The sequence below is a fragment of the Fructilactobacillus sp. YLN 2507 genome (genome assembly GCF_059614085.1).
The window spans coordinates 957,440-972,100 of sequence record NZ_CM184303.1; the positions used below are offsets into that span (position 1 = coordinate 957,440).

Sequence of the window (14,661 nt, forward strand, 5' to 3'; positions counted from 1 at the left end):
AATTCTCCTTTAATTATCTTCTACTTTTACTATATCATTTCCAAATAATTCTTGGGCTTTTTTAACTGTTTCACTTTTCTTAGGAATAGAAACTGATTTTTGTTCCGGATTATCCTTCTTAAGTTTATCTACATGATTATTAGCCAAGTATTCTTTTCGAATTTCAGGCCATTCCTCAGTAGGGACAAAAATAATATCAGGCACTTTGCCAAAAACTTGATCCATAGCATTTTGAAGAGCATCCATCAAAACTTGGTCAGTTCCTGCCTTTTGATAAAGAAAGGAATAATCAAATGCTACTACAATTCCATCTGTACTAGCCGCCACTGGCTTAGAAACGTGCATCAAGGCCCGTTGGGTAACAGACAATAAGTTCATCACATTATCCCACTGACTTTGATATTCATTTAGTTTAGCTCGAGTTGCTGCACCTAAAATTTTAAAGACTCTCTCAAAATCAACGGTTGCTTTATCATTTTTAACACTTGCTTCCCGCGGAGTCGATTTCGTTGAAACTTGGGTAGGCGTTGTTTCCCGAACTTTAGTCAACTGCTTAGTTAAATCATCAATTTGAGCTTGTAATTTTGATACCATTTGCGTATCTACATTTGTTTGAGCAACAGGCTGGGCTGTTGAAATTGATTCAGTTGGCTGATGTGCCAAACGAACTGTCAAAATGTCTAAATAAACATCTGGATGATAAGTCGAGCGAATTTGTTGTTGAACCTCGTTCATCGTTTCTACATAAAAATAAACTTGTTTAGCCGTTACTTTCTTAGAAATTGCTTTGAAATTATCACCCAACAGACCTAGCTCACTGGCATTAACCATTTCTGGATCTTGTTGATATAACAAAACATTTTGACAATAGTTTATCAAATCTTCAATCAACTGATTAGCATCTTTGCCATCATTCAAAATAGTAGCGGCAATTTTTAAGCCAGTGCTAACGTCTTCATCAATAATAGCTTGCATATAAGATTGTAAATCATCTCGTGCTACGCTCCCAGTAACTTGCAAAGCACTTTCATAAGTTACCTGATCACTACTATAAGAAAGGACTTGGTCCAAGATACTTAAAGCATCTCGCATCCCACCTTCTGCGCTTTTAGCAATTACCTTGAGAGCTCGTTCATCGTATTTAACGTTCTTGGAATTTAAGATTTTTTCCATCTGATCCAATATATCGGTCGCTTGAATTCGTTTGAAATCAAAGCGTTGAACTCGTGAAATAATGGTAGCTGGAATTTTATGGGGTTCCGTAGTCGCTAAGATAAAGATAACATGTTCCGGTGGCTCTTCCAAAGTTTTTAACAAGGCATTGAAAGCCCCGATCGAGAGCATATGAACTTCATCTATAATATAAACTTTATATTTAGCTTCCGTAGGTGCATATTTTACTTTATCCCGAATTCCACGAATTTCTTCTACTCCATTATTAGAAGCCGCATCAATTTCAATCACATCATTCAGTGAACCATTGTTAATGGCCACGCAAGTCGCACATTTATTACAAGGCTCCCCGTCTTTTAAATTAACACAGTTAACTGCCTTAGCTAAAATTTTTGCAGTTGAAGTCTTCCCGGTCCCACGCGGACCATTAAAAAGGTAAGCGTGGCTAATTTGATCAGTTACCAATGCATTTTTCAATGTTTGTGTGATGACCTGCTGACCAACAATTTCATCAAAACGTTGCGGCCGCCAGACCCGATATAAGGCTTGATAACTCATGAAGAACTTCCTTTCTTTTCGTTATGAAACTACTTCTTATTATAGCTTGAATATTAAGAAAATAACAAATAAATCATCGCAAAAAAAATCTCCCAGTCACTTGACTGAGAGTTTATAAGCATAAAAAAGAAGCACAAGACAGAGAAAACTTAGTGCTGCTTCCTTCCGGACCTGACACGGTTCGTAATTCCATCTTTGCTTCATGCCTTTCGGCAAATACTATATTACCGTATTATTTCATCATTGTCTAGTGCTTACGCTTTTTTCGTTTATTTTTAAAAAATTGTTGCATAATTTGACCAGCTTGTTCGGCTGCTATGCCAGCAATCACTTCTACCTGATGATTTTGCCGACTATCATTTAAAACGTTATATAGACTACCAGCTGCCCCACCTTTTTGATTCATAGCACCATACACTACCCGGTCAATTCTAGCATTCAAAATAGCCCCTGCACACATAACACAAGGTTCAATTGTTACATATAAGGTGCAATCTGTTAGTCGCCAACTCTTCAACTCTGTACAAGCCGCTTCAATCGCAATAATTTCAGCATGCTGGGTTGCAATTTCCGTATGCTCACGTAGGTTATGAGCCGTTGCAATTACTTTTCCGTTTTTTACAATTGCAGCTCCAATTGGAACTTCACCAATTTCAGCCGCAAATTTTGCTTCGCGTATAGCCACTTGCATAAACTTTTGATCGATTTTATCCATCATTTAATCAACTTTTCTGCTTAAAAGGATGTAATAACCCTTATCACGCGTTACAACTTTAACGTTTCCAAATAATTGATTCATTAATTTTTTTGCAGAAGGTGCCCCTTGTTTCTTTTGTAAAACGACCGTTAATGTTCCATTTTTTTCTAAGTGGTCAGGAGCTCCACTAATCATTGAATCCACAACTTGTTTACCAGCCCGAACAGGTGGATTAGTTATAATTGCTGCAAACTTATCATCAAGCTTTTCGTAAACATTTGAAGCAAAAATTGAAACATTTTTAATATCATTTTGTTCAGCATTTCGTTTTGCTAAAGATAATGCTAAATTATTTACGTCAACCATGGTAAAATTACGGTCTGGGTTGTTTTTAGCTAAAAACAAGCCAACCGGTCCATAACCACAGCCCAAGTCTAAAACTTTACCGGATGGAATATTCCTTAAATCAATTGACTTAATTAGAACTCGTGATCCATAGTCAACGGTATTTTTAGAAAACACTCCGTTATCTGAAACAAAACGGAGCGTGTGGTTCAATAAAGTATAATCCCAATGTTTTTCATCGTGTTGCACATCAGGATTTTCTGTGTAATAAAAGTTATTCATAGTAACACGTCCTTAAAAATTTTTTTAGTTTCACACACTATATATAGCGTGTTTCTCAAAAATGAACCCCATATATGGTGTGTTTTCATTTGAAAGATTAAGTATTCGTAGTAAAATCAATTATATCGTATAAACAGGAGATGAATAAATATGAATTCCATTACAGTATTTACCAAAAACAATTGTATCCAATGCAAGATGACAAAACGTTTTCTTGAAGAACACAATCTCGACTTCGTTGAAAAGAACACATCCGAAAATCCAGAATTTGTTACTTATTTAAAGAGCAAGGGCTTTCAAGCCGTTCCCGTTGTCGAAGTTGAAGGTGCCGAATCATTTGCTGGCTTCAGACCTGATTGTCTAAATAAATTAGTTGCTGAATTAGCTTAAGCTTATATATCTATTATACACAACAAGGAGACCTAGGAATATGTCGTTAAAAGACCAACATGATGTTAGTTATTTTCGATTAAATAACGAAATCAACATTCCATCAAAAGATGGCAAAATTAGACTAGAAAAAGATAAAGAAGCTTTAGATGCTTTTTTGAAAGAAAATGTGATTCCCAATCGCGTTAAGTTTGCATCTTTAAAGGATCGTTTTGAATACCTTACGAAAAATAATTATATTGAATCGACATTCTTAGAAAAATATCCTTTTACCTTTATTGAGCAACTTTATCAGTACCTAAAAGACCAACATTTTACTTTTAAATCTTTTATGGCTGCTTATAAATTTTACGCCCAATATGCTTTAAAAACGAATGATGGAAATCAGTACTTGGAAAGCTACATCGACCGAGTTGCAATGAATGCCCTCTTTTTAGCTAATGGCGATCAAGCCTTAGCCATGAATTTGGCTGATGAGCTAATTCATCAACGTTTTCAACCAGCAACCCCTACTTTCCTAAATGCCGGCAAAAAACGCCGTGGTGAATTAATTTCTTGTTTCTTAATTCAAACTACCGATGATATGGATAGTATTGGGAGAACCATTAATTCCGCCCTTCAACTTTCTAAGATTGGTGGTGGAGTTGGAATTAATCTTTCTAATCTACGAGCTGCAGGTGATCCAATTAAGCATATCCAAGGTGCTGCTAGTGGGGTCATGCCTGTCATGAAATTGTTAGAAGATAGTTTTACTTATTCTAATCAATTAGGTCAACGTCAAGGTGCTGGAGTAGTTTACTTAAGCGTTTTCCACCCAGATATTATTGACTTTCTTTCCGTTAAGAAAGAAAATGCGGATGAAAAAATTCGAGTTAACACCCTATCATTAGGACTAACGGTTCCTGATAAGTTTTATGAACTTGCTAAAGATGATCAAGATATGTATCTCTTTAGTCCTTACGATGTTGAAAAGGAATATGGAGTTCCATTCTCTTACATAGATATCACTAAAGAATATGACAATTTAGTTGCTAACCAAAACATTCGTAAGAAAAAAATGAAAGCACGTGATTTGGAAACCGAAATTGGTAAATTACAACAAGAATCCGGTTATCCTTACATCATGAACGTTGATACTGCAAACCGGGAAAATCCGGTTGCTGGTAAGATTGTTATGAGTAACTTGTGTTCTGAAATCATGCAAGTCCAAACTCCATCAATTATTAATGATTTACAACAGTATGATCAACTAGGAACTGATATTTCATGTAATCTTGGTTCAACTAACGTTGTTAATTTAATGAATTCCAAGGACTTTGGTAAATCTGTTGATGCTATGGTTCGTGCCTTAACTTATGTTACTGATGAAAGTAAAATTGATGTTGTTCCTTCAATCCGTCGCGGAAATGATTTAAGTCATTCCATTGGATTGGGTGCTATGGGTCTTCATTCTTACCTAGCTTTAAATCATATGTATTATGGATCCCCCGAATCAGTCGAATTTACTGGAGTATACTTTATGTTATTAAATTACTGGACGCTAGTTGCTTCTAATAAATTAGCTAAAGAACGTGGAAAATCATTCCATAACTTCGAAAACAGTAAATATGCTGACGGATCTTACTTTAATAAGTACACCGAAAAAGATTGGGGTCCCAAATCAGAAAAAGTCAAAGAGCTCTTCAAAGATACCTTTGTCCCTTCTGAAAAAGATTGGGAAGACCTCAAAAAGTCTGTAATGACTTATGGTTTATACCACCAAAATCGCATGGCAGTTGCCCCAAATGGTTCTACTGCTTACATCGGTGATGCTACTGCAAGTATCGCTCCCATCGTTAGTCGAATTGAAGAACGACAAGATGCAAAGATTGGAACTATTTTTTATCCAGTTCCATATCTTTCTAATGACACCCTTCCTTATTATGAATCGGCTTATGACATTGATATGCGAAAAGAAATTGATATCTTTGCAGAAGCCCAAAAACATGTTGATCAAAGTTTAAGTATGACTCTGTTTATGCGTTCTACCATTCCAGAAGGCATGTACGAATGGAAAAACGGTCGAGATCCTAAAATGTCAACGCGTGACTTAACGATTTTAAGAAATTATGCTTTCCATAAAGGAATTAAATCAATTTACTACGTTAGAACTTTTACCGATAACAATGACACAGTTGGTGCTAACGAATGTCAAAGCTGTGTAATCTAGGGGGATTAGCTCAATGAATATGAAGGAAGTTTTAACTGGTAATCTTAAAGGTGATTACCAGGCCATTAACTGGAATCAAGTTGATGACGATGTTGATAAAGCAACTTGGCACAAACTGACGGAACAATTTTGGCTTGATACTCGAGTACCTGTTTCCAATGACTTAAAAGACTGGCGTGAACTTGATGATGACCATAAATGGCTTGTGGGACACGTTTTTGGAGGATTAACTTTATTAGATACCCTCCAATCCCAAGATGGAATGGCTTCTTTAAGAAGTGACGCACAAACCCAACATGAAATTGCTGTCCTAAACAACATTCAATTTATGGAATCTGTCCATGCCAAAAGTTATTCCACAATTTTTTCAACCCTAAACACTCCAAAAGAAATTAATGAAATTTTTGATTGGAGTGATACGGAAGAATACTTACAAAATAAAACTAGACGAATTTATAATCTTTACCACAATGATAGTCATCCGTTGAAAAAGAAAATTTCTAGTGTCTTTTTGGAAACTTTTCTCTTCTATTCTGGTTTTTTTACCCCACTTTGGTACTTAGGTCATAACAAGCTTACTAATGTAGCTGAAATCATTAAATTAATTATTCGAGACGAATCTGTTCATGGAACTTATGTTGGTTACAAATTTCAAATTCAATTCAATCAATTAAGCCCTAATGAACAAGCTGAACTAAAAGATTGGATGTATAATTTCCTTTATGATCTTTACGAAAATGAGGTTAATTATACTCATCTTTTATATGATAAAGTTGGTTTAACGGATAAAGTTCTAACTTTCATTCGTTATAACGCTAACAAAGCTCTTATGAATCTAGGTCAAGACCCAATGTTCCCAGATACAGCTGAAGATGTTAATCCCGTTGTAATGAACGGGATCTCAACTTCAACGGTTAATCATGACTTCTTTTCAGAAGTTGGTAATGGATATCGACTTGGCAATGTTGAAGCCATGTCAGATGATGATTATCTCTTTGGTTCTTGGGAAGATCAACATAAAAACAAATAAAGTAGTAACAAAAGGGACACTTCAAAATGAAGTGTCCCTTTTGTTACTACTTTTCACTATACTTTTTGAAATTATCTTTAATAAAATCAGCTGAATTTTGTAATTTAGCTTCTTCTTCATCAGTCAACTTAAGTGGAACATTGGCTAAAACACCATCACGACCCACAACTACTGGATACGATAAGTAAGCATCATATTCTTCCCGATAATTAGAAACCGGAAGTACTGTATGAGCATCAAAAAGTACCACGTTAGCCAAACGAACTGCTGCAGTGGCAACTCCATAACTAGTGTAACCTTTTCCTTTAAAAACCGTATAACCACCGTGACGGGCCTCATTATCTAAAGCAGCTAAATCCAAATTACGAATTTTAGCTAATTCAGTTAATGGTTGATCTAAAGCACGAACCGTAGACCAAGCCGTAAACTGAGAGTTCCCATGCTCACCTAAATTGTAACCAGTTACTGATCGCGAATCAATCTTGAGCTTTTCAGCCACCGCTCGCTTCATTCGAGCAGAATCTAGTAAAGTTCCAGTTCCAATGACATGCTTTTTCGGTAACCCCGTTACCTGCTGATAAATTGAAGTAATGACATCAACTGGATTCGTAATGGCAATAATAATCCCGTTAAATCCAGAATCGCGAATCTTTGCTGCCACTGATTTTACTTGCTCACTATTATAAGCTAATTCGGAAAAACGATCTTCATTAGCACCATCATTTAAACGGATATTCCCAAGTGCGGAAATAATGACATCGGCATCACGTAAAGTCGAATAGTCATTCACTGTGATGTTAGTATGAAATGGTAAATTAGGCATAGCTTCCCGAAAATCAATCGCATCGGCATTGACTTTTGCTTCATTTTTATCGATTAAAACTAAATCATCAGCAAACCCATTTGCTACAATGTAATGTGCTACTGTTGAACCAACATGTCCATCACCAATGACTCCAACTTTTCTAACCATTTTATCAATCCTCCATCTCTTGGTGTTTGTTAATCATTTTAACAAGTTCATCATTAAATTGCCATTATTTTTTAACTATTTTCGCAATTTGTTCGATATCTTCTGGATTAGTCCGGCAACAACCCCCAATAATGTTCGCACCTGAAGTTAACCAATTAAAACCAAATTGTCACATCAGCAAAGCAAAAAAGAATCGGATTAATCCGATTCTTTTAGTCTTTTTCTTAATGGTCGTTCGTTAACAACTTGAAGAAGCTGTAACATAGTAAATACTAAGGAATTATTCTTTCGATAAACGAAGTATTTTGATTCCCATTTATCGACATATTTTTGTTTGTAAGAACGTAAACCTTGGAAACTATAGAACGCATCCCCATATTCATAAATTAAATGGGCCAATTTTTCGTTAATAAAACTAAATCGAGAATTACCCACATTGGCTAACGGAGCCATTCCTAAGTTAAACCAACGATAACCCTCTTCTTTTGAATAATTAAAGAGATTAATGAAAATCCCGTCCATAATTCCAGAAGGAGCCGTTTTACCTGATCTCATCAAGTCAATTGAAGTCATTTCGTGATCACCAGTAGGCATAATGTTGGCAAAAGCTACAATTTTATCATCAGCATCACAAATCACGGCAATTGGAGCTTGATTAAGATAATAAGGGTCAAAAAATCCTAATGAAAAACCTTTTTCATCGCGTCCTTTTAACCACTCATCAGAAATTTTCTTCAAATCATCCATCGTCGAAGAGGCAAAGGGTGGATCTATAATCTTAAATTTAAAACCATCTCGATCAAACTTATGCATTAATGCTCTTTCACCCCGATGTTTTTTACCAACTAAAGTAAACGCATCCAAATCAACATGTCCTTCTTCACCAGCTTTAATAAAATCAAAACCTTTATCGTGAAGTAACATCGTTAGCGATTCACCAACTTCATAAAAAACTAATGTCAAATCAACGTTATCGGCATCAATCATAAACTTATCAATTGCCTTTTCTAACTTAGCTTGATTTCCAAATGGTTCCCCCATCACAATTAGTTTATTTGCTTTTTGTTTATACATGAAAACAACTTGATCTTCCCCATCTTCAGAATAAAAATAAACTTTTTTATCACGTAAAAAGACTAGATGACTAACTTCATTTCCACCAAACTTATTAATTACTTGTTTAACCCGTCCTTGATCAAATGGTTGATTCATCCATGGTGTATTCGAATAAGAAAGAAAGCGAACTAAACCATATAAAATACAAATGGCGATGATAAATCCAATTAATCCAATTACCCACACCTGCTGTGAAGGTAACAAGTATTCATTCGTCATTCTGATTCCGCCATGTCCATGACCCATCACAAATCCTACTAAACAATATACAGCAAAAGCTCCAACAAAAATGGCTGCATCAGTAATGGCAGCACCCCATGAATAAGTTAGGCGATCGCGATACATGCCTTTTCGAGAAAACCATAGACAAAGTAAAATAAAGCCTAGGAAAATGACTAATCGAATTGGAAAATCTTCCTTCCATAAGGTATTCCCAATTGCAAATAGTAAAAGTATAACCGTTGGCCAAAATGCTTTTCTAACCCGCGAACTAACCCCTCTTGCTAATCCAATTAATAAGCACCCTACAATTACATTAGAAAGTTGGCCTAAAAAGTAAAGCGTAAATGGGGCTAAAGAATTATAAAGTGGATTTAAAAGTACCATGTTAGGAACCGTTGCCAATAAAATCATCATGATTCCTGAAAAATACATAAAAATCGTAATAATTAGTTGAGAAGAACGTTGAATGATATTAGCCGGAATCTCATCTAAAAACTGGTTAAAACGGCCTGCTAATTCGATTCCAAATAATAAAGCTCCAATTCCAAATGGAATAAAGTAATAGAAAATTCGATAAAGTAATAACCAAACTGTAGCTAAAGTAGGCGAAATTCCAAGTTGAGTTAGTCCTAAAATCATCATGGTATCAAAAGTTCCTAAACCACCTGGTAACATCGAAACTACCCCAAACACATTGGCGGCAAAGAAGAGTGGAATCACATTCCAAATATCAATGTGAAGATTCATAAAACTACCAATAATTAAGAATAGACATACACACGATCCCCATTCCAAACATGAAGTAATGATTAGTTTAAGCTCTCGTCGCAGTGTTAAATCAGCAAAAAAGTCAGAGTTACTGAATCTGGTAAATAAAAACACAATTGGGAAATAAGCTCCTCCACCTAATAACCAAATCCAATCACCAGTAAATCGATTACCAATTCCAAAACCAAAAATTAACACTAACGATACCAAGCAATAAGTTGATAACCCAGCTAGTAAAAACAAAGCAACCTTTGAAATTGCATAAACAATTTGCTTTTTAGTGGCATCCTTGCTATAAAAATTAGCTCGTAAACTAGCACCTAAAAAACCACCAAAACCAGCAATATTAGTAAAAGTATTCGTAATCCATCCACTTTTAATAACATACAGTGGTTTAAATTTAGCTGGCAAAAATTCTGTGAAAGTAAAATCGTAGATTAACATTGGTGTAACAGCAATTAATCCTAAGATTGTTAAAATTAATAGATGTGTTGGTGATTGGGAAGCTAAACTTTGTTTCATCTGTTGTCCATTGATTTCTTTTAAAATACTATGAGCTTCAAATACCACAAATATTGCAACAACTATTAAGAAAATAATTTTAATTACATTTAGATACTTATTAAAGAAATCAATACATTTTTTAAAAAATTCTTTCAAATGGTTCCTCCAAAAAAATCTCTAATTAACGATAGATATTAAAAAAGGATGTGTGAAATCACACATCCCTTTTTTATATAAAGACTAATTACTATTTAAGAGTAATAGTTGCGCCTTGGGCTTCAAGTTTATCCTTGATGTCGTTAGCTTCGTCTTCTGAAAGACCTTCTTTAACCATTGATGGTGCGTTATCAACAATTTCTTTACATTCTTTAAGACCAAGACCAGTGATACCTTTAAGTTCTTTGATAACTTTGATCTTACCAGCACCAGCAGAAGTTAATTCTACATCAAAGGTGCTCTTAGCAGCAGCGTCACCAGCAGCACCTGCAGCAGCAACTGGAGCTGAAGCTGAAACGTCAAATTCTTCTTCGATTGCTTTAACCAAATCGTTTAAATCAGTGATTGAAGCGTCTTTTAATTGAGCAATAATGTTATCTTTTTCAAAAGCCATGTTAAATTCCTCCTAATAGGACATTTATATTTTTATTATTAAGCTTCGTCTTCTTCAGACTTGCTTTCTGCAACAGCTTTAACAGCATATGCAACATTACGTACAGGTGCTTGTAAGATGTTTGCAAGAGTAGAAAGTAATTCTTCACGACTAGGTAATGTAGCGAATTCATTAATCTTGTCAATTCCTGCAACTTCACCTTCGATAATTCCACCCTTGATTACAAGAGCTTCATTTTCATCAGCAAATTTCTTTAAAATCTTAGCAGGTGCAACAGCGTCTTCATGAGAAAATGCAACCGCACTTGGTCCATTAAAAATTGATTTTAAATCGTCATGACCACTTTGATCAGCAGCACGTTCTAAAATCTTGTTCTTAATAACCATAAGTTTAACACCGTTATCACGTAATTCCTTACGTAATTCAGTATCTTGAGCAACAGTCAAACCACGAGAATTAACTACAATTGCTGAAACAGCTTCATTAAAATCTTTGGCAATTTCGTCAACCTTTTTGGCTTTGGCATCAATAACTTCTTTTTTTGGCATAAATTTTCACCTCCCAATGAAATTTGGGACCCATAAAAAAATCCCTATGTTCGCCAAAACATAGAGAAAAGTCGTTAAACTCCTCGGCAGGCACTAATTAAGGCTATAAAAGCCACCTGAGTCTTAGGCGAATCATATTATACTAATAATTTACCATAGGAAAATAAATTAGTCAATACAGGGATTTAATTTTTAGGTCAGTACTTTAAAATGATTCAGGTGAAACTTTAACACCAGGACCAAATGTTGATGAAACAGAAATGTTTTGAATGTAAGTACCGTGAACAGAAGCAGGACGGTTTTTAACCAAAATGCTTTCTACAGTCTTAAAGTTTTCAACTAACTTATCTGTATCAAATGATTTTTTACCAATTGCAACAGCAATATTACCATCACGATCAGTACGGTAAGTAACCTTACCTGCTTTGGCTTCAGAAACGGCTTTAGTAACATCCATAGTTACAGTACCCGTCTTAGGATTAGGCATTAAACCCTTAGGTCCAAGCACACGTCCTAAACGACCAACTTGAGCCATCATATCAGGAGTTGAAACGGCAACATCAAAGTCCATCCAACCGTCCATGATTTTTTGAGCTAAGTCTTCTTCACCAACAACGTCAGCACCAGCTGCTTCAGCTTCTTTAGCTTTATCACCCTTAGCAAATACAATAACCTTTTGATCTTTACCAGTACCATTAGGCAAAACTACAGCACCACGTAATTGTTGATCAGCTTGCTTTGTATCAACGTTTAATTTAATAACAACTTCGATAGAATCATCAAAGTTGGCAACATCTAATTTTTGAACGAGAGCAACAGCGTCATCAACAGGGTATGCAATACTCTTGTCAATTTGTTCAGCAGCGTCTCTATACTTCTTACCTCTTTTACGAGCCATGTAATCTCCTCCTTGCAATGTGGTCAAACGGAATCACTTCCTCCCACTTCAAGTATTACCTTTTGATAATACAGCAACTACTACGGGTTTAGAATTAACCTTCGACAGTGAATCCCATACTACGTGCAGTACCTTCAATCATACGCATAGCTGCATCTACATCAGCTGCGTTTAGATCTTGCATTTTAGTTTCGGCGATTTCTTTCACTTGATCTTTAGTTACACTAGCAACTTTTTTAGTGTTAGGTTCACCAGAACCAGATTCAACACCAGCAGCTTTCTTTAAAAGAATAGCAGCAGGTGGAGTCTTAGTAATAAAACTAAATGAATGATCTTCAAATACAGTAATTACAACTGGAATAAGCATTCCTGCTTGATCAGCAGTACGTGCATTAAAATCCTTTGTAAATTCCATAATGTTCACGCCAGCTTGACCCAATGCAGGTCCAACTGGAGGAGCAGGTGTTGCTTTACCCGCTGCAATTTGTAACTTAACAATATCTACTACTTTTTTAGCCACGAGACAAACCTCCTTAAGTCCGTGTGTGGTAAATGAAGATAAAATTTCTTCTCCCACGTTGATTATGCACAAAGTACACTTGAAAATTATAGCACAAGGAATTGCAGATTACAACAATTACTATAACTAATTATTTTCTAGTGGCTTAACTTGGTTGAAATCTAGTTCAGTACTGGTTTCTCGACCAAACATATCGATGTTAACTTTCAACTTACCCTTTTCGTTATCAATACTAGTAATTTTACCAGAAAGACCATTGAATGCTCCTTCAACAATTGTAACCGTATCGCCAACTTTACTATCCAAAGGTTGGACATTCTGCTTCATTCCAAGTTGTGCCATGACATGTTCCACTTCTTCAGGAAGCAGTGGATTGGGCTTTGATCCTTGTCCATGTGATCCGATAAATCCGGTCACACCTGGAGTATTCCGTACTACATACCAAGCCCGATTGGTCATTACCATTTGAACAAGCACATAACCAGGAAAAGTTTTATCCATTACCACTTTATCTTCACCGTTTTTTATTTCGTGCTTTTCGGTTTCTGGAACAACAACATCAAAAATATAATCTTGCATTCCCATGGAATCTCTTCTTGATTCGAGATTTTCCTTAACCTTATTTTCATATCCAGAGTAAGTATGAAGCACATACCATTGTTTTTCAGCTGATTCTACCACTGCAATAATCTCCTTTACTAAATCGACCAAAATAAAAAACCTCGCGTAAACGAAGTTCGTAATTTAACTATAACAGAAATTTAAATAGTTAGCCAGTTTGACAATTACTATAACTTAATTAGTACCGTTTGAACGGCCCAATCGATTAATCCAAGAAATGCTGTGAAAAAAATGGTAGTTCCAATCACAGTAATCGTATCAGTTCTAGTTTGCTTAGCATTAGGCCAAACCACTAATTTCATTTCAGCTACAACACTCTTGAAAAAATTCCAAAGTCTTTTCATTGCTTAAATCTCCTTAATGAGTTTCTTGATGAATTGTGTTTTTACCACAATGTTTACAATATTTTTTTAATTCTAAACGTGTCGTTCGGTTAGGATTGGCGGTAATGGTGTAGTTACGAGAACCACAAATCGAACAAGCTAATGCTACTTTTCTTTGTGACATCAACTACACCTCCTTATTCTCTTCTAACTTTATCATCTAATTTCAATTGCGTCAAACGTGTATAATCATCATACTTTCGCCGACACCTAATTAGTGCATTTTTAACTTTCAGAACTGAAACTTTTTGTTGTTGAGCAATTTGTTCTAAGCTAAGTTGTCGTAGGGAATTAGTTAAAACAAATTTTTCAAACTTAGAGCAATTACAACTAACCTGTTCAATTTGTTCATAAAACTCATAAATTTCATAAGGATTATAAGCTGCCGTATCTGAAATGGTATCGGCATAGTAGTCTTCAAATCGATTTAGTGATGTCTGAGCAGTTGTAGGAACTCGCTTTTGTGCTTTTCGTTTTCTGATCAAATCAAATAGGCGATTTTTCAAACTTGCTTTGTAAAATGAACCAAAAGTAACTTTTTTACTTACATCATATTTTTTGACAATTCGAATTAAAACTAATGCCGATTCTTGACTCCAATCCGCTAAATCCATATCTGAGACATAAAATTCACGCCATAATTTTAAATAAACTGGCGCAAATTGTTGAAACAATTGATAAAATCGATCACTATCGGTTTGTGCATCAATGATAAGCTGTGGATCACAGTTGCAAATTTTGTTTGAATTCATATTGAGTCTCCTTGTAATTACTTGATTAATAAATTACAAAGAATTAATAATTCTAACAAGCG

16 protein-coding genes, 1 other RNA gene, 1 pseudogene and 1 other annotated feature are annotated in these 14,661 nt (G+C 35.3%); of the genes and pseudogenes, 3 read left to right on the top strand and 15 right to left on the bottom strand.

Annotated elements, in window-relative coordinates; translation table 11 throughout:
* Positions 1-9: 9 nt before the first annotated feature.
* From dnaX to AC0GLY_RS05005, 4 genes are all read right to left on the bottom strand, one after another.
* Complete coding sequence (gene dnaX / locus AC0GLY_RS04990; RefSeq protein ID WP_496611094.1) at positions 10-1,731, bottom strand: DNA polymerase III subunit gamma/tau; 1,722 nt, start codon at positions 1,729-1,731, stop codon at positions 10-12.
* 120 nt (positions 1,732-1,851) lie between these two features.
* Positions 1,852-1,938, bottom strand: an RNA gene (gene ffs / locus AC0GLY_RS04995) — signal recognition particle sRNA small type.
* Positions 1,939-1,978: 40 nt separating this feature from the next.
* Positions 1,979-2,446, bottom strand: coding sequence for a tRNA adenosine(34) deaminase TadA (tadA, locus tag AC0GLY_RS05000; RefSeq protein ID WP_496612255.1), 468 nt, complete (start codon positions 2,444-2,446; stop codon positions 1,979-1,981).
* A gap of 3 nt (positions 2,447-2,449) precedes the next feature.
* A complete protein-coding gene (locus tag AC0GLY_RS05005) occupies positions 2,450-3,055 on the bottom strand; it encodes a class I SAM-dependent methyltransferase (RefSeq protein WP_496611095.1) in 606 nt (201 codons plus the stop codon).
* A gap of 150 nt (positions 3,056-3,205) precedes the next feature.
* Here AC0GLY_RS05005 and nrdH point away from each other — a divergent pair, with 150 nt between their 5' ends.
* From nrdH to nrdF, 3 genes are read left to right on the top strand one after another with little or no spacing between them, the layout of a single operon-like run.
* Entirely contained in the window at positions 3,206-3,445 is a 240-nt protein-coding gene (gene nrdH / locus AC0GLY_RS05010; protein WP_496611096.1) for a glutaredoxin-like protein NrdH, read from the top strand.
* A gap of 40 nt (positions 3,446-3,485) precedes the next feature.
* Positions 3,486-5,654, top strand: coding sequence for a class 1b ribonucleoside-diphosphate reductase subunit alpha (gene nrdE, locus AC0GLY_RS05015; RefSeq protein ID WP_496611097.1), 2,169 nt, complete (start codon positions 3,486-3,488; stop codon positions 5,652-5,654).
* 13 nt (positions 5,655-5,667) lie between these two features.
* Entirely contained in the window at positions 5,668-6,684 is a 1,017-nt protein-coding gene (gene nrdF, locus AC0GLY_RS05020; protein WP_496611098.1) for a class 1b ribonucleoside-diphosphate reductase subunit beta, read from the top strand.
* 46 nt (positions 6,685-6,730) lie between these two features.
* Here the strand turns inward: nrdF and AC0GLY_RS05025 are convergent, their stop codons facing one another.
* The 11 genes and pseudogenes from AC0GLY_RS05025 to AC0GLY_RS05075 all read right to left on the bottom strand — a co-directional run bounded on the left by AC0GLY_RS05025 (position 6,731) and on the right by AC0GLY_RS05075 (position 14,599).
* Entirely contained in the window at positions 6,731-7,657 is a 927-nt protein-coding gene (locus AC0GLY_RS05025; protein ID WP_496611099.1) for an L-lactate dehydrogenase, read from the bottom strand.
* A 64-nt stretch (positions 7,658-7,721) separates the two neighbouring features.
* A pseudogene (locus tag AC0GLY_RS05030) lies at positions 7,722-7,802 on the bottom strand (homocysteine S-methyltransferase family protein); the annotation flags it as partial.
* 53 nt (positions 7,803-7,855) lie between these two features.
* Entirely contained in the window at positions 7,856-10,423 is a 2,568-nt protein-coding gene (gene mprF, locus AC0GLY_RS05035; protein WP_496611100.1) for a bifunctional lysylphosphatidylglycerol flippase/synthetase MprF, read from the bottom strand.
* Positions 10,424-10,514: 91 nt separating this feature from the next.
* Positions 10,515-10,877, bottom strand: a complete 363-nt coding sequence (gene rplL, locus AC0GLY_RS05040; protein WP_496611101.1) for a 50S ribosomal protein L7/L12 — start codon at positions 10,875-10,877, stop codon at positions 10,515-10,517.
* A 38-nt stretch (positions 10,878-10,915) separates the two neighbouring features.
* Complete coding sequence (gene rplJ / locus AC0GLY_RS05045; RefSeq protein WP_496611102.1) at positions 10,916-11,425, bottom strand: 50S ribosomal protein L10; 510 nt, start codon at positions 11,423-11,425, stop codon at positions 10,916-10,918.
* A gap of 26 nt (positions 11,426-11,451) precedes the next feature.
* Positions 11,452-11,571: a sequence feature (ribosomal protein L10 leader region), on the bottom strand.
* A gap of 59 nt (positions 11,572-11,630) precedes the next feature.
* Positions 11,631-12,323, bottom strand: a complete 693-nt coding sequence (gene rplA / locus AC0GLY_RS05050; RefSeq protein WP_395317927.1) for a 50S ribosomal protein L1 — start codon at positions 12,321-12,323, stop codon at positions 11,631-11,633.
* A 94-nt stretch (positions 12,324-12,417) separates the two neighbouring features.
* Positions 12,418-12,843 carry a 50S ribosomal protein L11 gene (gene rplK, locus AC0GLY_RS05055; protein ID WP_496611103.1) on the bottom strand — a complete coding sequence of 142 codons (426 nt, stop codon included), beginning with the start codon at positions 12,841-12,843 and terminating at the stop codon, positions 12,418-12,420.
* Between the two features lie 126 nt (positions 12,844-12,969).
* Complete coding sequence (gene nusG, locus AC0GLY_RS05060) at positions 12,970-13,524, bottom strand: transcription termination/antitermination protein NusG (RefSeq protein WP_496611104.1); 555 nt, start codon at positions 13,522-13,524, stop codon at positions 12,970-12,972.
* A gap of 107 nt (positions 13,525-13,631) precedes the next feature.
* Positions 13,632-13,808, bottom strand: a complete 177-nt coding sequence (secE, locus tag AC0GLY_RS05065; RefSeq protein WP_496611105.1) for a preprotein translocase subunit SecE — start codon at positions 13,806-13,808, stop codon at positions 13,632-13,634.
* A gap of 13 nt (positions 13,809-13,821) precedes the next feature.
* The gene (gene rpmG, locus AC0GLY_RS05070; RefSeq protein ID WP_496611106.1) at positions 13,822-13,971 is read right to left on the bottom strand and encodes a 50S ribosomal protein L33; all 150 of its coding nucleotides are present in this window, start codon (positions 13,969-13,971) and stop codon (positions 13,822-13,824) included.
* Positions 13,972-13,984: 13 nt separating this feature from the next.
* Positions 13,985-14,599: a sigma-70 family RNA polymerase sigma factor gene (locus tag AC0GLY_RS05075; protein ID WP_496611107.1), complete on the bottom strand. Its 615-nt coding sequence runs from the start codon at positions 14,597-14,599 to the stop codon at positions 13,985-13,987.
* Between the last annotated feature and the right edge of the window lie 62 nt (positions 14,600-14,661).

Excerpts from the sequence above, each read along its gene's own strand:
- nrdE (WP_496611097.1), top strand. The coding sequence starts at position 3,486 with ATGTCGTTAAAAGACCAACATGATGTTAGTTATTTTCGATTAAATAAC.
- tadA (WP_496612255.1), bottom strand. The coding sequence starts at position 2,446 with ATGGATAAAATCGATCAAAAGTTTATGCAAGTGGCTATACGCGAAGCA.
- AC0GLY_RS05025 (WP_496611099.1), bottom strand. The coding sequence starts at position 7,657 with ATGGTTAGAAAAGTTGGAGTCATTGGTGATGGACATGTTGGTTCAACA.
- nrdH (WP_496611096.1), top strand. The coding sequence starts at position 3,206 with ATGAATTCCATTACAGTATTTACCAAAAACAATTGTATCCAATGCAAG.
- nrdF (WP_496611098.1), top strand. The coding sequence starts at position 5,668 with ATGAATATGAAGGAAGTTTTAACTGGTAATCTTAAAGGTGATTACCAG.
- rplL (WP_496611101.1), bottom strand. The coding sequence starts at position 10,877 with ATGGCTTTTGAAAAAGATAACATTATTGCTCAATTAAAAGACGCTTCA.
- secE (WP_496611105.1), bottom strand. The coding sequence starts at position 13,808 with ATGAAAAGACTTTGGAATTTTTTCAAGAGTGTTGTAGCTGAAATGAAA.
- dnaX (WP_496611094.1), bottom strand. The coding sequence starts at position 1,731 with ATGAGTTATCAAGCCTTATATCGGGTCTGGCGGCCGCAACGTTTTGAT.
- rpmG (WP_496611106.1), bottom strand. The coding sequence starts at position 13,971 with ATGTCACAAAGAAAAGTAGCATTAGCTTGTTCGATTTGTGGTTCTCGT.
- rplJ (WP_496611102.1), bottom strand. The coding sequence starts at position 11,425 with ATGCCAAAAAAAGAAGTTATTGATGCCAAAGCCAAAAAGGTTGACGAA.
- rplA (WP_395317927.1), bottom strand. The coding sequence starts at position 12,323 with ATGGCTCGTAAAAGAGGTAAGAAGTATAGAGACGCTGCTGAACAAATT.
- AC0GLY_RS05005 (WP_496611095.1), bottom strand. The coding sequence starts at position 3,055 with ATGAATAACTTTTATTACACAGAAAATCCTGATGTGCAACACGATGAA.
- AC0GLY_RS05075 (WP_496611107.1), bottom strand. The coding sequence starts at position 14,599 with ATGAATTCAAACAAAATTTGCAACTGTGATCCACAGCTTATCATTGAT.